The following is a 22,307-nucleotide window of genomic DNA, read 5'->3' as shown; positions in this document are numbered from 1 at the left end:
GGCGATCACTCCGGCCGGGCGACCTCATGCCCAGCGAAACGATACGAGGATGAGCACCGTGCCCGCCCCTGGAGAGACTGTCGACCCGTCCCGGGTCCACGCCCTCGACCCCGACCAGCTCGCCGCGGCCGTCGCCGCGGCCCGGGAGTCGATCCGCGCCGCCACCGACCTCGACGCGCTGGCCGCCGCCCGCACCGCCCACGTCCACGGCGCCGCCGCCCCGTTGGTGCTGGCCCGCCGGGAGCTCGGTGCGCTGCCGCGCGAGGAGCGTGCCGACGCCGGCCGTCGGCACAACGCCGCCCGCGCCGAGGTCCAGGCCGCCTACGACACGCGCCTGGCCGAGCTGACCGCCGAACGCGACGCCCGGGTGCTGCGCGAGGAGCGCGTCGACGTCACCCTGCCCGTGGCGCGCCGTCGCCGCGGCGCCCGCCACCCGCTGTCCTCGCTGTCCGACCGGCTCGTCGACGTGTTCGTCGCCATGGGCTACGAGGTCGCCGAGGGACCCGAGATCGAACACGACTGGTTCAACTTCGAGGCCCTGAACATGGCCCCCGACCATCCGGCCCGCAGCGAGCACGACACCCTCTACGTCGAGCCCACCGCCTCCGGCCGGGTGCTGCGTACCCACACCTCGCCGGTGCAGGTCCGGGCCCTGCTCGACCGGCCGCTGCCGGTGTACGTCGTGTGCCCGGGGCGGACGTACCGCAACGACACCATCGACGCCACCCACTCGCCGGTGTTCGGCCAGCTCGAAGGGCTCGCCGTCGACGAGGGCATCACCATGGCCGACCTGCGCGGCACGCTGGAGGTCTTCGCGCAGGCGCTGTTCGGCTCCGGGTTGTCGACGCGGCTGCGCCCGTCGTTCTTCCCGTTCACCGAGCCGTCCGCCGAGCTGGACGTGCAGTGCTTCGCCTGCCGCGGCGAGGCGGCCCGCCAACCCTGCCGGGTCTGCTCGGACGAGGGCTGGATCGAGATCGGCGGCTGCGGCATGGTCGATCCGAACGTGCTGCGGGCCACCGGGGTCGACCCGACCCGCTACAGCGGCTTCGCCTTCGGCATGGGCCTGGAACGGGCCGCGATGATCAGGCATGACGTCCGGGAGATCCGCGACTTCGTCGACGGTGACGTCCGGTTCAGCCTCCCGTTCGGAATCGAGGTCTGAGCAGATGCTGATCGTGATGTCCTGGCTGCGGGAGTACGTCGAGGGGCTGCCGCCCACCCGGGCGGTCGCCGACGCGCTGATCCGCGCCGGTTTCGAGGTCGAGGGGCTGCGCGGCGTCGGGGGCGATGTCTCCGGCGTCGTCGTCGGGGAGATCGTCGACTTCGAGATCGTGGAGACGAAGAAGAAGGACGTCCGCTGGTGTCAGGTCCGCGTGGCCCCGCAGCCGGCCGGCGAGTCGTCGGGTCTCGGTGTGCGGGGGGTCATCTGCGGCGCGCACAACTTCGCCGTCGGCGACCGGGTGGCCGTCGCGCTGCCCGGCGCGGTGCTGCCCGGCGGGTTCGCCATCACCGCCCGCAAGACCTACGGCCATGTCAGCGACGGGATGATCTGCTCCGCCCGGGAGCTGGGCCTCGGCGAGGATCACGACGGCATCCTCGTGCTCCCGCCGTCGGCCCCGATCGGCGCCGACGTCACCGAGCTGCTCGATCTCGTCGACGAGATCCTCGACATCGCCGTCACCCCCGACCGCGGCTACGCGCTGTCGGTGCGGGGCATCGCCCGGGAGGCGGCGACCGCCTTCGCGCTGCCCTTCACCGACCCGGGCGTCCCACGGTCCGGGCAGGTCGAGGCCGGGCAGGTCGAGGCCGGGCAGGTCGCGGCCGGGCAGGTCGCGGTCGGGGAGAGTGCGGCCGGGGAGGCGTATCCGGTCGTCGTCGAGGACACCGCGGGCTGCGACCGGTACGTCGCCCGGGTGGTCACCGGCGTCGACCCTGCGGCCCGCACGCCGCTGGGCTGGTCCCGGCGGCTGTCGTTGGCCGGGATGCGGCCGATCTCCGTGCCCGTCGACGTCACCAACGCCGTGCTGCTCGGGCTCGGCCAGCCGCTGCACGCCTTCGACCGGGCGAAGCTCACCGGCGCCATCATCGTGCGCCGGGCCGAGGCGGGGGAGACGCTGCGCACCCTCGACGGGGTCGAGCGCATCCTCGACCCCGAGGACCTGGTCATCGCGGACGACACCGGCCCGATCGCGCTGGCCGGGGTGATGGGCGGTGCGAGCACGGAGATCTCCGCGCAGACGACCGACATCGTGCTGGAGGCCGCGCACTTCGACCCGATCAGCGTCGCCCGCACCGCGCGGCGCCACCGGCTGTCCTCGGAGGCCGCGCGGCGCTTCGAGCGCGGCGTGGACCCGGCGCTCGCCCCGGTCGCGGCGGCGACGGCCGTCGACCTGCTCGTCGAGCTCGCCGGCGCCCGCCCCGCTCCGGGGGTGACCGACCTCGACCACCGACCGGCTGCGGCGCCCGTGCTGCTGTCCCTGCACGAGCCCGAGCGGCTCGCCGGCCGGCCGTACTCCGCCGAGGTCGTCCGCCGCCGCCTCGCCGACGTCGGCTGCGTGGTCGCCGCCAGTGCCACCTCGGACATCACCGACTTCACCACGGACGTCACCGGCGCCACCACCGTCGGTGGAGTCACCACCACCACCGTCGTCGGCGGTGATGTCCTCGTCGTCACGCCGCCGTCGTGGCGGCCCGACCTGACCCGGCCCGCGGATCTCGTCGAGGAGATCATGCGGTTGGAGGGGTACGACACGATCCCGGTGACCCTGCCGCTGCTGCCCGCCGGCCGCGGCCTGACCCCGGCGCAGCGGATGCACCGGGCGGTGGGCCGGGCGCTGGCGTACGCCGGCCTGGCCGAGGTGCTGACCCTGCCGTTCGTGGCCGCGGACGCCGCCGACGCGCTCAGCCTGGTCGCGGACGACAAGCGGCGCCTGGCGGTCCGGGTCGCCAACCCGATCGCCGAGGACGCCGCCTACCTGCGCACGACCCTGCTGTCCGGGCTGATCGCCGCCGCGGTGCGCAACATCGGCCGGGGCCAGCAGGACCTGGCCCTGTTCGAGGTCGGTCGGGTCTTCCGGGAGCAGCCCGGCGCGCCGGTGCGGGTGCCGACGCCGCCGGTGGACCGCCGTCCGTCCGCCGAGGAGATCGCCGCGCTGGACTCGGTCCTGCCCGGGCAGGCCCGTCACGTCGCGGCGCTGCTCACCGGTCGCCGCGAGCCGACCGGCTGGTCGACGCCGGGCCGCGAGGCGGACTGGGCGGACGCCGTCGACGCCGCGCATGTCGTCGCCGAGGCGGTCGGGCTCACGCTGACCGTCACGGCCGGTGACACCATGCCGTGGCATCCCGGCCGCTGCGCGGAGCTGACCGTCGGCGGCCGCCTCGTCGGCTTCGCCGGGGAACTGCACCCGCGGGTGCTCGGCGACGCCGGCCTGCCGCCGCGCACCGTCGCGATGGAGCTCAGCCTCGACGTCCTCGTCGAGGCCGCGACGGCGGCGCCGCCGGTCGTCGCGCCGGTGATCTCCACCTACCCGCCGGCGGACCGGGACGTGGCGCTCGTCGTCCCGAGCCGGGTGCCGGTCGCCGAGGTGACCGAGGCCCTGCGCGAGGGCGCCGGCGACCTGCTGGAGTCGCTGACCCTCTTCGACGTGTTCGAGGGCGCCCAGGTCGGCGCCGGGCAGCGCTCACTCGCCTTCGGTCTGCGCCTGCGGGCGGGGGACCGGACGCTGACCGCCGCCGAGGCGAACGCGGTGCGCGACGCGGCCGTCGAACTCGCCGCGCAGCGCACCGGCGCCGCCCTACGCGCATAGGCAGGCAGGTTTTCGGCCGGATGGCGGCCAGATCGTGCCGAGGCATACTCACGGTTCTGCGCCCGCAATCGCGACCAAGCCTCGGCACGATCACGGTTCCGCACGCAACTGGTAGCAGAAGGACGCGACGGTTCCGCAGGGAACATCATGATCACTGGTCCTGGTCCTGGCGGCCGCCGGGTCTAGCCGTGCCCGCGCCGGCCGAGGACGAGCAGCCCCACCAGGGGCAGCCGGATCAAGACGAGCAGCCCGCCGCGTTTTCCCGCCCCGGCCGGGACCGGTTCGTCGCGGTCCGCCGCGGGAGGGGTATCGGCCCCGGAACCACCTCCACCGAGGAATCGGTCCGTGCCGGGGCCGCGCAGGCACGCCGGAAGGCGGCCCGGTCGGCTGCACGCCAGGGCGAAGCGCCGGCCGGCCGTGCACGCCACGAGCAGCTCCGCGCGGGCGTCGACATCGAGCATGTCGTAGTGCTCCCGGGCGTACGCGTGGGCGTCTGCCCAGGTCGTCGTCGGTGGGAGCCACGCGGCGACGGCCGCGAACCCGGCGCGGAAGCCGGGGGTCCGCGCCAACGCGGGCCAGTGCTCGACCACTACCGACCGGCGCTTGTCGATCAATGCCGCGCGGGTCGCCTCGATCCGGTCCGTGGCGAAACCGGGCGGTGGGCCGTCTCCCGCCGTGAGCGCCCGGACCAGTGCGATCTGCCCGGCAAGTAGCTCCCCGTCGGCCCGCGCGTCGGCCGGCTCCAGACCCGCGCGGGCGGCCCCCGTCTCGGATCCCCTCCCGGCCCCCGTCCCGGATCCCGGCACCGATCCCGCCCCGCTCGCCGCCGCGCCGGTCGTCGTGCTGATCGCTGTGCTGATCGTCGCGCGGGTCAGGCCCGCGGCGCGGGTGACCGCGTCGAGCTCGGCATGGAACTCGGCCACCGGCGGCAGGTGGGTGTCCCGTTCCAGCAGGCAGGGCAGCGGGCCCGGCCAGTGGTCGACGGCGGTGCGCAGCAGCTCGAGGACCTGTGGGCGAACCGGGTGGGCGTGCGAGTCGTGGTACAGGCCGCCGGCGGTGACGCCGCCGGCGACGTGCAGGTAGGCGACCCGTTCCCAGGGGATGGCGGCCAGGAACCGGTCGGGATCGGTGCCGTGGTTGACCACGTCGCCGTACAGGTTGGCGACGTCGAGCAGCAGCATCACCCCGGTCTGCTCGGCCAGCTCGGTGAGGAACGCCGCGGAGTCCAGCTCGTCGTCGGGCCAGCGCAGCAGCGCCGCCGGGTTCTCCACCGCGAGCGGAACGGACAGCTCCGCGCTCAGCGACCGGATGTTGCGCGCCAGCACCCGCAGCGCCGCGCGGGTACGCGGCACCGGCAGCAGGTGCCCGGCCTCGACCCCGCCGGCCCGGACGAACGCGGCGTGCTCGCTGACCAGTGGGGCGTCCAGACGCTGCGCGACACGGACGAACCGGTCGACGCGGGCGCGGTCCAGCGGCTCGCTGCCCCCCAGCGACAGCCGGACGCCGTGCGGCACCATCGGCACGTCCAGCTCGGTCAGGGCGACCGGCAACGGCCGGTCGGGGTCGACGCTCTCCGCGATCAGTTCGACGAACGCCAGGTCGCCACGCTCGGCGATCGCGGCGGCGAGGGGCGGGCGCCAGCCCACCCCCAACCCGGGTGGCAGCGGCGAAGTCGGTCGGGACGGTCGGAGCCGGGCCATCACCCCCCGCCTCCACAACCCCCGCCGCCGCACCCTCCGCCACCGCATCCCCCGCCGCAGCTACCCCCTCCGCCGCAACTACCCCCGCCGCCGCAGCCGCCACTCGAGGTGGTGTCGAGGCTTCTTCTCGATCGGGCGGTGCCTCGGGGTCGCGGCCGAACGGCGGGCGCGAGCAGCCCGAGCTCGGTGGCCAGTTTCCGGTCGGCGCCGCCGAGCGCCTCCGGTCCGAACAGCGCGACCGCGAGCGCATGCTGCCCCGGCAGACCGCCGCCGGCCAGTCCGGGCAGGCGCCGCCGGGCCTCGACCGCCACCGCCCACCCGGCCGCAGTGGTCTGCGGCGTCTGGAGGCGGACGCCGAGAACGAGGGCGCCGACCTCGCCGAGCGACAGCACGAAGACGGCGCTGCCGTCGGGCGAGCCGACGTCCGCCACCAGCAGGATGATCCCGCCGACGAACAGGGCCAGCGCGGCGGCCCGGCACCAGCGCAGCACCCGCTTCTGCCGGACGGTGGGCAGGAGCCCCTCCTCGCACAGCCGCTGGCGCGTTGCGGCCAGCGCGGGGGTGCCGGCGAGCCACCGACCGAGCTCGGCGATGCGGCGCCCGCCGTGCGCGTCGATCTCCTGGTGGATGGCGCAGCGCAGATCCTGATCCGCGCAGACCGCGGGGCGACGGGAGATCACGGTTCCCGGGGTGGCGCCCGGCCCCACGGCTTCCGATTCGTTGAGCGCGACCACCGCGACCAGCGCCGCCAGATCCGGGCCGCCGTCGAGCAGGGCCAGCTCCTCGGCCTGCTCCGGCCGCGGTCCCAGGCCGTCGGCGTCGAGTCCGAAGCGGTCGACGACCGATCTGGGGGCGGTCAGGCGAGTCGCGGCGCGCCCCCTTCTCGTGCCGTCCCCGTCGGTGCCGTCTCGCCCGGCGTCGCCCGCTCCCGTGCCGACCCGGTCGGGGGCGGGCGCGGGTGCGCCGCGCTGGGCCGCCCGCCACGCGGCCCACGTGCCGATCCACAGGACGATCACCAACGCGACATAGCCGATCGCGATCACCATCCGCCGCTCCTCACTGCCGCGCATCGTCCGAGGACAGTGCGTGATATGTGCGGCCCAGGATGGGAGGGCGCGGTACCTTCAGCGTCAACGTGAGGTCAACTGCCAGGTCAGGCGGTCGACGCCCGGCGCGGAGGGGGCGCGGACCGACGTCTGCGCCCGCGGCCGACGCGGCCGCGCTGCCCGCCGCGCCGCCCGCGTTCGCCGAATGTCGTTGCATGCCCATAAGCTCGTGTGTATAACCTTGCACATGGGAGTGACCGCAGCAGTGGCAGGGGCGAGCGGGTACGGCGGCGGGGAGCTTCTCCGCCTGCTGCTCGCCCACCCGGAGATCGAGATCGGCGCGCTGGCGGCGAACACGTCGGTCGGCCTGCCCGTGACGGACGTGCACCCGAACCTGCCCGACCTGTCCGACCGCGTCTTCACCGACGCCGAGACGCTCGCCGCGGCCGAGGCGGACGTCGTCTTCCTCGCTCTGCCGCACGGGCAGTCGGCGGCGGTGGCGGCCACCCTGCCTAGCACCGTGCGCGTCGTCGACCTCGGCGCCGACCACCGCCTCGCCGACCCGGAGGCGTGGCGACGCGCCTACGGCGGCGAGCACGCCGGCACCTGGACCTACGGCCTGCCCGAGCTGCCCGGGGCGCGCGTGCGGATCGCCGCGAGCCGCCGGGTCGCGGCGCCGGGCTGCTACCCGACGGCCTCCACGCTCGCCCTCGCGCCACTGCTGGCCGCGGGCCTCGTCGAACCGCAGGACCTCAACGTCGTCGCCGCCAGCGGCACCTCCGGCGCGGGCCGCTCGGCCAAGGTCAACCTGCTCGGCAGCGAGGTGATGGGCGACCTCACCGCGTACAAGGTCGGCACCCACCAGCACCGTCCGGAGATCGTGCAGGCCCTGTCCGGCGTGGCCGGGACCGCGGTGAGCCTGTCGTTCACCCCTGTGCTCGCCCCGCTGCCCCGAGGCATCCTCGCGACCTGCTCCGGGCGGGCCACCCCCGGCACCGACGCCGATGCCGTGTACGAGGCGTTGCGCTCGGCGTACGCGGGCGAGCCGTTCGTCCGGGTGCTGCCGCCCGGGCGTTGGCCGCACGCCGCGGCGACCCTCGGCGGCAACGCCGTGCACGTGCAGGGCACCTTCGACGCCGAGTCCGGGCGGGCGATCGTCGTGTCCGCCATCGACAACCTCGGCAAGGGCGCGGCCGGCCAGGCGCTGCAGTGCGCCAACCTCATGCTCGGCCTGTCCGAGACCGCGGGCCTGACCGCGCAGGGCATCGCGCCATGACCGGACGTTCCTTGCCTATCCAGAGGGACGAAACGGACATCGCCGCCTCGGGATACGCAGTCAAGGCGACCGCCGGTCGTCGATCGAGCGACGTGAACGGCACAGACAGCGACGTGAACGGCACAGACGTGGACAGCAGACAGGAGTGGCCGAGGTGAGCGTGACCGCCCCCAAGGGCTTCCGGGCCGCCGGAGTCGCGGCCGGGTTGAAGCCGTCCGGGCGTCCGGACGTGGCGCTCGTCGTCAACGACGGGCCGTCCGACGCCGCCGCCGGCGTGTTCACCCGCAACCGGATCCAGGCCGCGCCCGTGCTGTGGACCCGCCAGGCCCTCGCCGACGGCCGGCTGCGCGCCGTGGTCCTCAACTCCGGCGGCGCCAACGCCTGCACCGGGCCGGCCGGCTTCGCCGACACCCATGCCACGGCCGAGCACGTCGCGGCCGGCCTCGGCCTCGGCGCCGGGGACGTCGCGGTCTGCTCCACCGGGCTGATCGGCGTCCGGCTGCCGATGGACACCCTGCTCGCCGGGGTCACCAGGGCCGTCGCGGACCTCGCCGACACCGGCGGCGACGACGCGGCCGAGGCGATCCGCACCACCGACACCGTCGCGAAGACCGCCGTGCGGAGCTCCACCACGACGCCGGGAGTGACCGTCGGCGCGATGGGCAAGGGCGCGGCGATGCTGGCCCCGTCGCTGGCGACCATGCTCGTCGTCGTCACCACCGACGCCGTCGCCGACGCCGCGACCCTCGACCGGGCGGTGCGCCAGGCGTCCCGGGTCACGTTCGAGCGGGTCGACTCCGACGGCTGCCTGTCCACCAACGACACCGTGCTGCTGCTCGCCTCGGGCGCCTCCGGGGTGACGCTGCCCGAGGCCGAGCTCACCGGGCTCGTCGCCGAGGTGTGCGACGACCTGGCCCAGCAGATGCTCGGCGACGCCGAGGGCTCCACGAAGACCATCGCGATCACTGTCACCGGGGCCGCGAGCGAGTCCGACGCCCTGGAGGTCGGCCGGTCCGTCGCCCGCAACAACCTGCTCAAGTGCGCCCTCTACGGCAAGGACCCGAACTGGGGGCGCGTCCTCGCCGCGGTCGGCACCACCCAGGCCGCCTTCGAGCCCGACCAGCTCGACGTGTCGATGAACGGGGTGCAGGTCTGCCGGGCGGGTGCGCCCGGGGAGGACCGCGACCTCGTCGACCTCTCCGACCGGCGGATCGACATCCTCGTCGATCTGCACGCCGGCGCCGAGGAACTCACCGTCTGGACGAACGACCTGACCGACGGCTACGTCTACGAGAACTCGGCCTACTCCACATGACCGACACCGCCCCCACCACCGCCGGCGCCGGCCGGGGCCCGGCGGCGACCGCCCGCGGGCACGCGGCGCTGGCCAAGACCCAGGTCCTCATCGAGGCGCTGCCGTGGCTGTCCCGCTTCCAGGGCGCCACGATCGTCATCAAGTACGGCGGCAACGCGATGACCGAGCCCGCGCTGCGCGCCGCGTTCGCCGCCGACATCGTCTTCCTGCGCTACTCGGGGCTGCGGGTGGTGGTCGTCCACGGCGGCGGCCCGCAGATCACCGCGCACCTGGCGCGCCTCGGCGTCGAGTCGACGTTCGTCGGCGGCCTGCGGGTCACCACGCCGGAGACCATGGACGTCGTGCGGATGGTGCTGCTCGGCCAGGTCAACCGGGACGTCGTCGGCCTGGTCAACGACCACGGCCCGTTCGCCGTGGGCCTGTCGGGCGAGGACGCGAACCTGTTCACCGCGCGCCGACGCCCCGCGATCGTCGACGGGGAGGAGGTCGACGTCGGCCTCGTCGGCGACATCGTCGAGGTCCGGGCCGAGACGGTCAACGCCCTGCTCGACTCCGGCAAGGTGCCCGTTGTCGCGTCGGTCGCCCGCGGGATCGACGGCGGCGTCTACAACGTCAACGCCGACACGGCCGCCGCGGAGCTCGCCGTCGCCCTCGGCGCCACCAAGCTCGTCGTCCTCACCGACGTCGAGGGGCTGTACGCGGACTGGCCGACCAGCGACGAGGTGCTCAGCGAGCTGAGCATCACAGAGCTCGAACAGCTCCTGCCCACGCTCGCGGCCGGCATGATTCCGAAGATGGAGGCGTGCCGGCGGGCGGTGCGCGGCGGCGTGCCGCAGGCGCACGTGCTCGACGGCCGGGTGCCGCACGCCGTGCTGCTGGAGATCTTCACCGACGACGGCATCGGCACCCTGATCACTCCCGATCGCGACCTGGCCGGACCCGCCGCCGTCCCGACCGCGCCCCCGCCCCCCGCACCGGCCGCCGTGCCCGCACCGGCCGTCGGACCAACCGCCCACGAGACCGGAGGACGGCCATGACCGCCGATCTGCTTGCCCGGCGCGACGCCGTCGTGATGGCGACCTACGGCCGTCCGACGATCTCCCTGATCCGCGGGAAGGGCACCCGGGTGTGGGACGACGCCGGGCGCGAGTACCTCGACCTGCTCGGCGGGATCGCCGTCAGCGTGCTCGGCCACAGCCATCCGGCGATCCGGGCCGCCGTCGTCGACCAGTTCGACACCCTCGGCCACGTGTCGAACCTGTACGCTAACGAGCCGCAGGTGCGCCTGGCCGAACGGCTCGTCGAGCTGCTCGCCGCGGGCGCCCCGGCCCCGGGCCTGCCCGCCGGCGGTGCGAAGATCTTCTTCGCCAACTCCGGAGCCGAGGCCAACGAGGCCGCCATCAAGATCGCGCGGCGTACTGGCCGGCCGGAGATCGTCGCCGCCGAGGGCTCGTTCCACGGCCGTACCCTCGGCGCGCTGTCCATCACCGGGCAGCCGGCCAAGCGCGCGCCGTTCGAGCCGCTGCTGCCCGGCGTGCGGTTCGTGCCCTACGGCGACGCCGCCGCGCTGCGGGCCGCGGTCGGCGAGCGGACCTCGGCGGTGTTCCTGGAGCCGACCCTCGGGGAGGCCGGCGTGGTGCCGCCGCCGCCGGGCTACCTGGCGCAGGCGCGGGCGGCCTGCGACGACGCCGGAGCCCTGCTGGTGTTCGACGAGGTGCAGAGCGGCATCGGCCGGACCGGCTCCTGGTTCGCCCACCAGGCCGTCGGCGTCCAACCCGACGTCGTCACCCTCGCCAAGGGCCTCGGCGGCGGCCTGCCGATCGGCGCCTGCATCGGCATCGGTGCCGCGGCGGACCTGCTGCGCCCCGGCGATCACGGCAGCACGTTCGGCGGCGGCCCGATCGTCTGCGCGGCGGCCCTGGCCGTGCTCGACACGATCACCACCGAGGGGCTGCTCGACCACGCGACGCGGCTGGGCGACCGGCTCGCCGCGCAGATCGTCGCGGCGGGGATCCCGGGGATCGTCGGGGTGCGCGGCGTGGGCCTGTGGCGGGCGATCGAGCTCGCCGGCCCGTTCGCCCCGGCGGTGGAGACGGCGGCCCGCGCGGCGGGCTATCTGGTCAACGCGGTCGCCCCGGACGCCGTCCGGCTCGCCCCGCCACTGATCCTCACCGACGCCGAGGCGGACGCCTTCGTCGCGGCGCTGCCCGCGATCGTCGGCGCCGCGCGCGATGGCGCGAGCCTGGCGGAGCAAGCCTCTAAGGTCGGCGCATGACGGCCCGACACTTCCTTCTCGACACCGACCTGACCTCCGCGGAGCAGGCCGCCGTTCTCGACGTCGCCGACCAGCTCAAGGCCCGCCGCCGCGCCCCAGGGCCGGCGGACCGCCCGCTCGCCGGGCGGTCGGTGGCCCTGCTGTTCGAGAAGCCCTCGACCCGCACCCGGCTGTCGTTCGACGTCGGCGTCGCCGAGCTCGGCGGCCATCCGGTCGTCATCGACGCGGCGAGCACCCAGCTCGGCCGCGGCGAGACGATCGAGGACACCGCCGCCGTGCTCAGCCGGTACGTCGACGCGATCGTCGTGCGCACCTTCGCCCAGGAGCGCCTCGAGCGGCTCGCGGCCACGGCGAGCGTGCCGGTCGTCAACGCGCTGTCCGACCATGCCCACCCCTGCCAGGCGCTGGCCGACCTGCAGACGATCCGGGAGCGCCGGGGCAGGCTCGCCGGGCTCACCCTGACCTACCTCGGCGACGGCAACAACGTGGCGCATTCGCTGCTGCTCGCCGGGGCGCTCGCGGGGATGCGGGTGCACGTGGCCTCTCCGCCCGGCTACGAGCCGTTCGAGCAGGTCGTCCGGCACGCCAACGAGATCGGCGCGGCCACCGGCGGCGAGGCGCTCGTCATGCACGACGCGCTGGAGGCGGCCGCCGGCGCCGACGTGCTCTACACCGACGTGTGGGCGTCGATGGGCCAGGAGGGCGAGTCGGACAGCCGCTCGTTGGTGTTCCAGCCCTACCAGCTCGACGAGAAGGCCGTCGAGGCCGCCCGGCCGGACGTGCTGGTCATGCACTGCCTGCCGGCGCACCGGGAGCTGGAGATCGCCGCGTCGGTGCTCGACGGGCCGCACTCGGTCGTGTTCGACCAGGCCGAGAACCGGCTGCACGCGCAGAAGGCCCTGCTCTCGCTCCTGCTCGCGCCGCCGTCGACGGGGGCGGGCTCGTCTACCGGGGAGGGCATTGCCGCTGGGGAGGGCACGGTCCGATGACCACGGCGGGCGCGGGGGCGGAGGTGCGGCGGGCCGCTCCGCTGACCAAGCACGCCCGGCAGGCGCGGCTGGCGGCGCTGATCGCGCAGCGGCCGGTGCGTTCGCAGTCGGAGCTCGCCCGCCTGCTCGCGACCGAGGGCGTCCAGGTCACCCAGGCCACCCTGTCCCGTGACCTGGAGGAGATCGGGGCGACGAAGGTGCGCGGCGCCGACGGCGGGCTGGTCTACGCCGTCGACGTGAACCTCGCGCCGGCGGAGATCGTCCGGCTTCCGTTGACCCGGCTGTGCGAGGAGCTGCTGGTCTCGGCGGAGGCCAACGGCGACCTCGTCGTCTTGCGCACCCCGCCCGGGGCCGCCCAGCTCTTCGCCTCCGCGCTGGACCGGGAGGCGCTGCCGGCGGTCATGGGCACGATCGCCGGGGACGACACGGTCCTCGTCGTCTGCCGGGCGCAGCTGCCCGCCCCCGGGGATGGGAGCATCTCCGGGGTTGCCCCGGCCGACGGGGAGAGCCCGGGGGAGGCGCCGCCGGTCGGACCGTCCGCGGGCCAGGCCCCGGTCGCGGGCGGCCCGGGCCTGGCCGCCCACCTGCTACGGCTCGCCGACGGGCGCGCCCGCGCCGTGCCGAGCGTGGCCGCCGCCGCCCAGGCCCGCCCACGCACCCCGCCGGCGGGCGGGGCGGTCCTGGCGGGTACCGACACCGGCACACCTGATGATGATCTTCCGCGCAATCCGACATAAGGAGTAAGTCCCGTGACCGAACGCGTCGTGCTTGCCTACTCGGGCGGCCTCGACACGTCCGTGGCCATCGGCTGGATCGGCGCCGAGACCGGCGCCGAGGTCGTCGCGCTGGCGGTCGATGTCGGCCAGGGCGGCGAGGACCTCGAGGCCATCCGCCAGCGCGCCCTCACCTGCGGCGCCGTCGAGTCGATCGTGGTTGACGCCCGCACGGAGTTCGCCGAGTCCTTCGTTGCCCCGGCGATCCGGAGCAACGCGCTGTACATGGACCGGTACCCGTTGATCTCGTCGCTGTCGCGGCCGATCATCGTCAAGCACCTCGTCGCGGCCGCCCGCGAGCACGGCGCGGACGCGATCGCCCACGGCTGCACCGGCAAGGGCAACGACCAGGTGCGGTTCGAGGTCGGCGTGTCGGCGCTGGCGCCCGGGCTGAAGGTGCTGGCCCCGGTGCGCGACTCGGGCATGACCCGGGACAAGGCGATCGCCTTCGCCGAGGAGCGCGGGCTGCCCATCGACGTGTCCAAGCGCTCGCCGTACTCGATCGACCAGAACCTGTGGGGGCGCACCGCCGAGTGCGGCATCCTCGAGGACCCGTGGGCGCAGCCGCCGGAGGACGTCTTCGTCTACTCGGCGGACCCGACGGTCGCCCGGACTCCCGACGAGGTGACGATCTCCTTCACCGACGGCATCCCGACCGGTCTGGACGGGCGTTCCCTGCCGCTGGCCGAGCTCGTCGCCGAGCTCAACACCCGCGCGGGCGCGCACGGCGTCGGCCGGATCGACCTGATCGAGGACCGCCTGGTCGGGATCAAGAGCCGGGAGATCTACGAGTGNCCGGCGGCGATCACCCTGCTGACCGCGCACCGTGACCTGGAGGACCTCACCCTCGAGCGCGACGTCGCTCGGTTCAAGCGGGGCGTCGACCAGCGCTGGGGCGAGATCGTCTACGACGGTCTGTGGTACTCGCCGCTCAAGGCCGCCCTCGACGCCTTCGTCGACTCGGCGAGCGCCGGGGTCACCGGGGACGTGCGGCTGCGGCTCGCGGGCGGGGTCGCCCAGGTCGTCGGCCGGCGCAGCCCGGGCAGCCTCTACGACCACGCCCTGGCCACCTACGACGCCGGCGACCAGTTCGATCAGGGTGACGCGCGCGGGTTCATCGAGCTCTGGGGCCTGCCGACGAAGGTCTGGGCGGCCCGTGAGCAGCGGCTGAACCCGTGACCTCGACGGATCACTCCGAGGATGCGGCGGCGCCGAAGCCGTCCGCTGCACCAGCCGCCGGCGGGGCCACCGACGCGGACGCGCCCGCCGGCGGGGTGCTCGCCGGCGGGGCGGCGCCCGGCGCGCCGATGCGGCTGTGGGGCGGGCGGTTCGCCGGCGGCCCGGCGGAGGCGCTCGCCCGGCTGTCGGTGAGCGTCCAGTTCGACTGGCGGCTCGCGCCGTACGACCTGCTCGCCTCGAAGTCGCACGCCCGGGTGCTGCACCGGGCCGGCCTGCTCGACGACGCCGAGCTCACCGCGATGCTCGCCGCCATCGACGACCTGTCCGACGCGGTCGCCCAGGGCCGGTTCCGGCCCACGGTCGAGGACGAGGACGTCCACACCGCCCTCGAACGCGGGCTGCTGGAGCGGCTCGGCGCGCTCGGTGGCAAGCTGCGCGCCGGCCGCAGCCGCAACGACCAGGTCGCCACCGACCTGCGCCTGTACCTGCGCGAGCACGCCCGTCAGGTGGCGGCCCGACTGACGGAGCTGTCCGAGGCGCTGGTCACCGTCGCCGGGCAGCACGTGGACACCCCGGCGCCGGGGATGACCCACCTGCAGCACGCCCAGCCGATCTCGTTCGGCCACCAGTTGCTCGCCCACGTGCAGGCGTTCGTGCGGGACACCGACCGGCTGCGGGACTGGGACCGTCGGGCGTCGGTGAGCGCGCTCGGCGCCGGGGCGCTGGCTGGCTCGTCGCTGCCGCTGGACCCGCGGGGCGTTGCCGCCGAGTTGGGATTCGACCGGGCGTTCGAAAACTCGCTCGACGCCGTGTCGGACCGCGACTTCGCCGCAGAGTTCCTGTTCGTGGCCGCGCTGATCGGGGTGCACCTGTCCCGCCTCGGCGAGGAGATCGTGCTCTGGACGACCCGCGAGTTCGGCTGGGTCGAGCTGGACGACGCCTTCGCGACCGGCAGCTCGATCATGCCGCAGAAGAAGAACCCGGACGTCGCCGAGCTCGCCCGGGGCAAGTCCGGCCGGCTCATCGGCGGGCTGACCGGCTTCCTCGCCACCCTCAAGGGGCTCCCGCTCGCCTACGACCGGGACCTGCAGGAGGACAAGGAACCGGTCTTCGACGCGGTCGACACGCTGCTGCTGGTGTTGCCCGCGCTGACGGGCACCGTCGCGACGATGCGGGTCCGTCGCGAGCGGCTGGCCGCGGCCGCGCCGGACGGCTTCGCGCTGGCGACCGACGTCGCCGAGTACCTGGTGCGCCGCGGCGTGCCGTTCCGGCAGGCGCACGAGGCCGTCGGCCAGCTCGTCTCCTGGTGCGTGGCCCACGACGTCGACCTGGACGACGTCTCCGACGACGACCTCGCGGTGATCAATCCGTTGCTGACCGCGGACGTGCGCAGCGTGCTGTCGGTCTCCGGCGCCCTGCAGGCCCGCTCCGCGCCTGGCGGGACCGCGCCGGATCGCGTGCGTGAGCAGCTCGCGGCGCTGCGGCCGGTCCTCGACCGGGACCGCGAGTGGGCGGTGGACTGACGGGGACTCCCGAGCCCCCTGAGGGTCCCGGGCCGGCCACCGACGTGGCCGGCCCGGCGCCGTATCCGGCGGGCTTCTTCGACCGGCCCGTGCTGGCCGTGGCACCGGATCTGCTCGGTGCGACGGTCCGGCACGGGCCGGTTGCCGTTCGGATCACGGAGGTCGAGGCGTACGCCGGCCTGGGCGATCCCGCCTCCCACGCCTTTCGCGGGCCGACCCCGAGGGCTGCGGTGATGTTCGGGCCGCCGGGCCGGGCGTACGTGTACCTCAGCTACGGCCTCCACTGGTGTCTCAACATCGTCTGCGGGCCGGTGGGGGAGGGGTCCGCGGTGCTGCTGCGGGCCGGCGAAGTCGTCGCCGGCCGCGAGGCGGCGCAGGCCCGCTGGCCGACGCTCGCCGCCCGGGACCTGGCCCGGGGGCCCGGGCGGCTCGGGCGGGTTCTCGGTGTCGCCGCGTCGCTGACCGGAACTCCGGTGACGGGCGGCGGGCCCCTTGTCGTTCTCCCGCCGGCGCCTGCGGCCGCCGGGCTCGGTGGCGGACCGGCAGTGGGCGAGGGGCTGGCAGTGGACGAGGGACCGGCAGTGGAAGGTGCGAGGCCGGGGACGCCCGGCCAAAGGATCGAACGAGGCCCACGGGTGGGGATCAGCGCGGGCGCCGAGCGTCCGTGGCGCTTCTGGTTGGCGGGTGAGCCGTCGGTCAGCAGCGCGCGGCCAAGCCGTCGCCGCAGGTGACAGAGCTGCGGACAGATGTGGACGGACGGTGCGCCGCTCTCACCTGGGCAACTTGGCCCAGACCACCAAGCCTCCCATATCAGAACATCACAACGAACCTCTCTGTGAGTGGTGTGACATAGGTCACACATCTGATCGGGGGATTGATTTGACGCCCACCGTCATCCACCCGTAATGTTCTCTCTGTCAGCGCAGCACGGCAGACGCCGAACAGGGCGGCTCCACTCGCTGGCAGAGCCCCTCTCCGGAGGGCGCTCGGGTAGAGCAGGTGCGAGGCGGCCCCTTCTTGGGCGTACTGACGAGCACTGCTCCAAAAAACTTCGTAAGTGGCTAGGAATCTGCACGAGTGCGACATCTCCGGATGTAACCTCGTTCGCGCCTGCTCCTTGAGAACTCAACAGCGTGCCGATTGTCAGTGCCAATTGTTTTACCCCGTTCATGGCCTGGCTGGTTGTTCTTCGCGCATCGTTCTGGTGTGTGGGGGGTGGCTGGTTGTGGTCGTGAGGGATTCCTTTGGACACGGCATCACGGTTGTGGTGTCGATGTCGGGGTCTGCCGGTTTTGCCGGCACTCTCGAAATCATTGATGGAGAGTTTGATCCTGGCTCAGGACGAACGCTGGCGGCGTGCTTAACACATGCAAGTCGAGCGAGGGGCTTCGGCTCCTAGCGGCGAACGGGTGAGTAACACGTGGGCAACCTGCCCCGAGCTCTGGAATAACTTCGGGAAACCGGGGCTAATGCCGGATATGACACTGCTGGGCATCTGGTGGTGTGGAAAGATTTATCGGCTCGGGATGGGCCCGCGGCCTATCAGCTTGTTGGTGGGGTGATGGCCTACCAAGGCGACGACGGGTAGCCGGCCTGAGAGGGCGACCGGCCACACTGGGACTGAGACACGGCCCAGACTCCTACGGGAGGCAGCAGTGGGGAATATTGCGCAATGGGCGAAAGCCTGACGCAGCGACNCCGCGTGGGGGATGACGGCCTTCGGGTTGTAAACCTCTTTCAGCAGGGACGAAGCGCAAGTGACGNTNCCTGCAGAAGAAGCACCGGCCAACTACGTGCCAGCAGCCGCGGTAATACGTAGGGTGCAAGCGTTGTCCGGAATTATTGGGCGTAAAGAGCTCGTAGGCGGCCTGTCGCGTCGGCTGTGAAAACCCGGGGCTCAACCCCGGGCCTGCAGTCGATACGGGCAGGCTAGAGTCCGGCAGGGGAGACTGGAATTCCTGGTGTAGCGGTGAAATGCGCAGATATCAGGAGGAACACCGGTGGCGAAGGCGGGTCTCTGGGCCGGAACTGACGCTAAGGAGCGAAAGCGTGGGGAGCGAACAGGATTAGATACCCTGGTAGTCCACGCCGTAAACGTTGGGCGCTAGGTGTGGGGGACCTTCCACGGCCTCCGTGCCGCAGCTAACGCATTAAGCGCCCCGCCTGGGGAGTACGGCCGCAAGGCTAAAACTCAAAGGAATTGACGGGGGCCCGCACAAGCGGCGGAGCATGTGGCTTAATTCGATGCAACGCGAAGAACCTTACCAGGGCTTGACATGCAGGGAAATCTCGTAGAGATACGGGGTCCGTAAGGGTCCTGCACAGGTGGTGCATGGCTGTCGTCAGCTCGTGTCGTGAGATGTTGGGTTAAGTCCCGCAACGAGCGCAACCCTCGTCCTATGTTGCCAGCGAGTTATGTCGGGGACTCATAGGAGACTGCCGGGGTCAACTCGGAGGAAGGTGGGGATGACGTCAAGTCATCATGCCCCTTACGTCCTGGGCTGCACACATGCTACAATGGCCGGTACAAAGGGCTGCGATACCGCGAGGTGGAGCGAATCCCAAAAAGCCGGTCTCAGTTCGGATCGGGGTCTGCAACTCGACCCCGTGAAGTCGGAGTCGCTAGTAATCGCAGATCAGCAATGCTGCGGTGAATACGTTCCCGGGCCTTGTACACACCGCCCGTCACGTCACGAAAGTCGGTAACACCCGAAGCCGGTGGCCTAACCCTTGTGGGGGGAGCCGTCGAAGGTGGGACCGGCGATTGGGACGAAGTCGTAACAAGGTAGCCGTANCGGAAGGTGCGGCTGGATCACCTCCTTTCTAAGGAGCGTCTGGCTGGTCTGTCCTGTTGGGGGTGGGCTGGTTCAGGGCCAGGGCCGGATGTGCATGCCGGTCTGGTTGCTCATGGGTGGAACGCTGACGATAGTGCTTCTGGTTGTCTGCTGGATGTCTAGTACTCCGTGTGGCTTCTCTTCGGGGGGGTTGGGCGGGTGGAACGGGTCTGGTGGGTGGCTGGTGGTGCGTGGCACGCTGTTGGGTCCTGAGGGAGTGAGGCTTCCTCGTCTGGTGTGACCCCTTCTGCTGATCTCCTTCGGGGGGTTGTGGTGGGGGTCTGCTGGTGAACGGACCGGTCGTGGTAGGGGACTGCTTCCCGTGTGGGGGTGGGTTCTGCCGGGTCGGCTGGGGCCGTCCGTACGTTGAGAACTGCACAGTGGACGCGAGCATCTTTGTGGCCAAGTTAGTAAGGGCGCACGGTGGATGCCTTGGCACCAGGAGCCGATGAAGGACGTGGGAGGCTGCGATATGCCTCGGGGAGCTGTCAACCGAGCTGTGATCCGAGGATTTCCGAATGGGGAAACCCGGCAGGGCTTTAAATCCTGTCACCCATGCCTGAACACATAGGGCATGTGGAGGGAACGCGGGGAAGTGAAACATCTCATTACCCGCAGGAAGAGAAAACAACCGTGATTCCGCGAGTAGTGGTGAGCGAAAGCGGATGAGGCTAAACCAGTGTCGTGTGATAGCCGGCAGGCGTTGCGATGCTGGGGTTGTGGGATCGTCTGGACGGGACTGCCGTTCCGTCAGGGAGTCAGAAAGAGCGCTGTTAGGCGAAGGTCATGCGAATGGACCGCCATAGAGGGTAATAGCCCTGTAGCTGAAAACAGTGTTCCTCCCGGACGTGTTCCCAAGTAGCACGGAGCCCGTGAAATTCCGTGTGAATCTGGCGGGACCACCCGCTAAGCCTAAATACTCCCTGGTGACCGATAGCGGACTAGTACCGTGAGGGAAAGGTGAAAAGTACCCCGGGAGGGGAGTGAAATAGTACCTGAAACCGTGTGCCTACAATCCGTGGGAGCTGGACTTCGGTCTGGTGACCGCGTGCCTTTTGAAGAATGAGCCTGCGAGTTTGCGATGTGTGGCGAGGTTAACCCGTGTGGGGTAGCCGTAGCGAAAGCGAGTCCGAATAGGGCGTTTGAGTCGCATGTCCAAGACCCGAAGCCGAGTGATCTACCCATGGCCAGGTTGAAGCGCGGGTAAGACCGTGTGGAGGACCGAACCCACCAGGGTTGAAAACCTGGGGGATGAGCTGTGGGTAGGGGTGAAAGGCCAATCAAACTCGGTGATAGCTGGTTCTCCCCGAAATGCATTTAGGTGCAGCGTCGCATGTTTCTTGCCGGAGGTAGAGCACTGGATGGCCTAGGGGGCCCACAAGCTTACTGAAGTCAGCCAAACTCCGAATGCCGGTAAGTGAAGTGCGGCAGTGAGACTGCGGGGGATAAGCTTCGTNGTCGAGAGGGAAACAGCCCAGATCGCCAGCTAAGGCCCCTAAGCGTGCGCTAAGTGGAAAAGGATGTGGAGTCGCATAGACAACCAGGAGGTTGGCTTAGAAGCAGCCACCCTTGAAAGAGTGCGTAATAGCTCACTGGTCAAGTGATTCCGCGCCGACAATGTAGCGGGGCTCAAGCGCACCGCCGAAGCTGCGGCATACGCATGTTAGCCAGGCATCTTTGCGGGTGTCCAGGTGTGTGTATGGGTAGGGGAGCGTCGTGTGGCGTGTGAAGCGGCGGGGTGACCTAGTCGTGGATGCCATACGAGTGAGAATGCAGGCATGAGTAGCGAATGACGGGTGAGAAACCCGTCCGCCGGATGACCAAGGGTTCCTGGGGCAGGCTAATCCGCCCAGGGTGAGTCGGGACCTAAGGCGAGGCCGACAGGCGTAGTCGATGGACAACGGGTTGATATTCCCGTACCGGCGCTGACGCGCCCATGCTGAACCTGGTTGTGCTAACCATCTGATCGGATGTGTCTTTTCGGAGATGTGTCTGGGAGGGTGGGATCCCGGCTGGTAGTAGGCAAGCGATGGGGTGACGCAGGAGGGTAGTCCAACCCAGGCGGTGGTTGTCCTGGGGCAAGGGTGTAGGACGGTGCGTAGGTAAATCCGCGTTCCATGTGTCTGAGACCTGATGCCGAGCCGATTGTGGCGAAGTGGATGATCCCATGCTGCCGAGAAAAGCCTCTAGCGAGTGTCAGGGCCGCCCGTACCCTAAACCGACACAGGTGGTCAGGTAGAGAATACCGAGGCGTTCGAGTGAACTGTGGTTAAGGAACTCGGCAAAATGCCCCCGTAACTTCGGGAGAAGGGGGGCCGTTCTCCGTGTAGGGACTTGCTTCCGTAGCGGGGAGTGGCCGCAGAGACCAGGGGAAAGCGACTGTTTACTAAAAACATAGCTCCGTGCTAAGTCGTAAGACGATGTATACGGAGTGACGCCTGCCCGGTGCTGGAACGTTAAGGGGACGGGTTAGCTCTTCGGGGCGAAGCTCAGAACTTAAGCGCCAGTAAACGGCGGTGGTAACTATAACCATCCTAAGGTAGCGAAATTCCTTGTCGGGTAAGTTCCGACCTGCACGAATGGCGTAACGACTTTCCCACTGTCTCAACCACAGACTCGGCGAAATTGCATTACGAGTAAAGATGCTCGTTACGCGCGGCAGGACGGAAAGACCCCGGGACCTTTACTATAGCTTGATATTGGTGTTCGGTTCGGCTTGTGTAGGATAGGTGGGAGACTGTGAAGCTGGGACGCCAGTTCTGGTGGAGTCATTGTTGAAATACCACTCTGGTCGTACTGGATGTCTAACCTCGGTCCGTGATCCGGATCAGGGACAGTGTCTGGTGGGTAGTTTAACTGGGGCGGTTGCCTCCTAAAGAGTAACGGAGGCGCCCAAAGGTTCCCTCAGCCTGGTTGGCAATCAGGTGTTGAGTGCAAGTGCACAAGGGAGCTTGACTGTGAGACAGACATGTCGAGCAGGTGCGAAAGCAGGGACTAGTGATCCGGCGGTGGCTTGTGGAAGCGCCGTCGCTCAACGGATAAAAGGTACCCCGGGGATAACAGGCTGATCTTGCCCAAGAGTCCATATCGACGGCAAGGTTTGGCACCTCGATGTCGGCTCGTCGCATCCTGGGGCTGGAGTAGGTCCCAAGGGTTGGGCTGTTCGCCCATTAAAGCGGTACGCGAGCTGGGTTTAGAACGTCGTGAGACAGTTCGGTCCCTATCCGCCGCGCGCGCAGGAGACTTGAGAAGGGCTGTCCCTAGTACGAGAGGACCGGGACGGACGAACCTCTGGTGTGNCAGTTGTTCTGCCNAGGGCATGGCTGGTTGGCTACGTTCGGAAGGGATAACCGCTGAAAGCATCTAAGCGGGAAGCCTGCTTCGAGATGAGGTCTCCCACAGGGTAGCCTGGTAAGGCCCCCGACTAGATGATCGGGTTGATAGGCCGGAGGTGGAAGTGCGGTGACGCATGGAGCTGACCGGTACTAATAGGCCGAGGGCTTGTCTTCGAAGGTGCTACGCGTCCACTGTGCGGTTCCCAGCTGTATGGCCGGTCTGGGTTACTGGTTGTATAGTTGAATAGTGTTTCGG

12 protein-coding genes, 2 rRNA genes and 2 pseudogenes are annotated in these 22,307 nt (G+C 70.8%); 14 read left to right on the top strand and 2 right to left on the bottom strand.

From position 1 onward, the window contains the following. Positions 1-58 precede the first annotated feature (58 nt). Positions 59-1,162: a phenylalanine--tRNA ligase subunit alpha gene (pheS, locus tag UK82_RS25490; RefSeq protein ID WP_044886932.1), complete on the top strand. Its 1,104-nt coding sequence runs from the start codon at positions 59-61 to the stop codon at positions 1,160-1,162. 4 nt (positions 1,163-1,166) lie between these two features. Beyond that, on the top strand, positions 1,167-3,806 hold the full coding sequence (locus tag UK82_RS25485; protein WP_055409793.1) for a phenylalanine--tRNA ligase subunit beta: 2,640 nt from the start codon (positions 1,167-1,169) through the stop codon (positions 3,804-3,806). 182 nt (positions 3,807-3,988) lie between these two features. Here UK82_RS25485 and UK82_RS34455 read toward each other — a convergent pair whose 3' ends face one another. Together UK82_RS34455 and UK82_RS25475 are read right to left on the bottom strand one after the other, a co-directional pair. Further along, positions 3,989-5,506: a DUF692 domain-containing protein gene (locus UK82_RS34455; RefSeq protein ID WP_055409791.1), complete on the bottom strand. Its 1,518-nt coding sequence runs from the start codon at positions 5,504-5,506 to the stop codon at positions 3,989-3,991. Then, positions 5,506-6,552, bottom strand: coding sequence for a TIGR04222 domain-containing membrane protein (locus UK82_RS25475; protein WP_055409788.1), 1,047 nt, complete (start codon positions 6,550-6,552; stop codon positions 5,506-5,508). The genes UK82_RS34455 and UK82_RS25475 overlap by 1 nt, the downstream gene beginning before the upstream one ends. Positions 6,553-6,799: 247 nt before the next feature. Between UK82_RS25475 and argC the strand changes: the two genes are divergently transcribed. The 12 genes and pseudogenes from argC (at position 6,800) to UK82_RS25420 (ending at position 22,225) form a co-directional block, all read left to right on the top strand. Next, entirely contained in the window at positions 6,800-7,828 is a 1,029-nt protein-coding gene (argC, locus tag UK82_RS25470) for an N-acetyl-gamma-glutamyl-phosphate reductase (RefSeq protein WP_055409786.1), read from the top strand. A 154-nt stretch (positions 7,829-7,982) separates the two neighbouring features. After that, positions 7,983-9,143 (top strand): bifunctional glutamate N-acetyltransferase/amino-acid acetyltransferase ArgJ, encoded by a 1,161-nt coding sequence (gene argJ, locus UK82_RS25465; RefSeq protein ID WP_055409833.1) that lies wholly within the window; start codon positions 7,983-7,985, stop codon positions 9,141-9,143. Then, the gene (gene argB / locus UK82_RS25460; protein WP_052681273.1) at positions 9,140-10,180 is read left to right on the top strand and encodes an acetylglutamate kinase; all 1,041 of its coding nucleotides are present in this window, start codon (positions 9,140-9,142) and stop codon (positions 10,178-10,180) included. Before argJ ends, argB begins: the two co-directional genes overlap by 4 nt. After that, positions 10,177-11,418: an acetylornithine transaminase gene (locus UK82_RS25455; RefSeq protein ID WP_055409784.1), complete on the top strand. Its 1,242-nt coding sequence runs from the start codon at positions 10,177-10,179 to the stop codon at positions 11,416-11,418. Before argB ends, UK82_RS25455 begins: the two co-directional genes overlap by 4 nt. Next, positions 11,415-12,407 (top strand): ornithine carbamoyltransferase, encoded by a 993-nt coding sequence (argF, locus tag UK82_RS25450; RefSeq protein ID WP_055409781.1) that lies wholly within the window; start codon positions 11,415-11,417, stop codon positions 12,405-12,407. The genes UK82_RS25455 and argF overlap by 4 nt, the downstream gene beginning before the upstream one ends. Beyond that, positions 12,404-13,144 carry an arginine repressor gene (gene argR, locus UK82_RS25445; RefSeq protein WP_044886918.1) on the top strand — a complete coding sequence of 247 codons (741 nt, stop codon included), beginning with the start codon at positions 12,404-12,406 and terminating at the stop codon, positions 13,142-13,144. Before argF ends, argR begins: the two co-directional genes overlap by 4 nt. Before the next feature lie 12 nt (positions 13,145-13,156). Continuing rightward, a pseudogene (locus UK82_RS25440) lies at positions 13,157-13,974 on the top strand (argininosuccinate synthase); the annotation flags it as partial. Position 13,975: 1 nt separating this feature from the next. Beyond that, positions 13,976-14,359 (top strand): annotated as a pseudogene (locus tag UK82_RS40120) (argininosuccinate synthase domain-containing protein); the annotation flags it as partial. Beyond that, on the top strand, positions 14,356-15,882 hold the full coding sequence (argH, locus tag UK82_RS25435; RefSeq protein ID WP_044886920.1) for an argininosuccinate lyase: 1,527 nt from the start codon (positions 14,356-14,358) through the stop codon (positions 15,880-15,882). The pseudogene UK82_RS40120 and the gene argH, both read left to right, overlap by 4 nt. A gap of 44 nt (positions 15,883-15,926) precedes the next feature. Then, positions 15,927-16,613: a DNA-3-methyladenine glycosylase gene (locus UK82_RS25430; protein ID WP_044886921.1), complete on the top strand. Its 687-nt coding sequence runs from the start codon at positions 15,927-15,929 to the stop codon at positions 16,611-16,613. Positions 16,614-17,195: 582 nt separating this feature from the next. Beyond that, positions 17,196-18,705 (top strand): 16S ribosomal RNA (locus UK82_RS25425). 411 nt (positions 18,706-19,116) lie between these two features. Further along, positions 19,117-22,225: ribosomal RNA gene (locus UK82_RS25420) — 23S ribosomal RNA — on the top strand. The 16S and 23S rRNA genes sit together here, the layout of an rRNA operon. Positions 22,226-22,307 lie beyond the last annotated feature (82 nt).

Origin of the sequence: Frankia sp. ACN1ag, from assembly GCF_001414035.1 — a bacterium.
GTDB lineage: Bacteria > Actinomycetota > Actinomycetes > Frankiales > Frankiaceae > Frankia > Frankia torreyi.
Note: the sequence above shows the minus strand (reverse complement) of the source record. Positions and strands in the feature narration are given on the sequence as shown.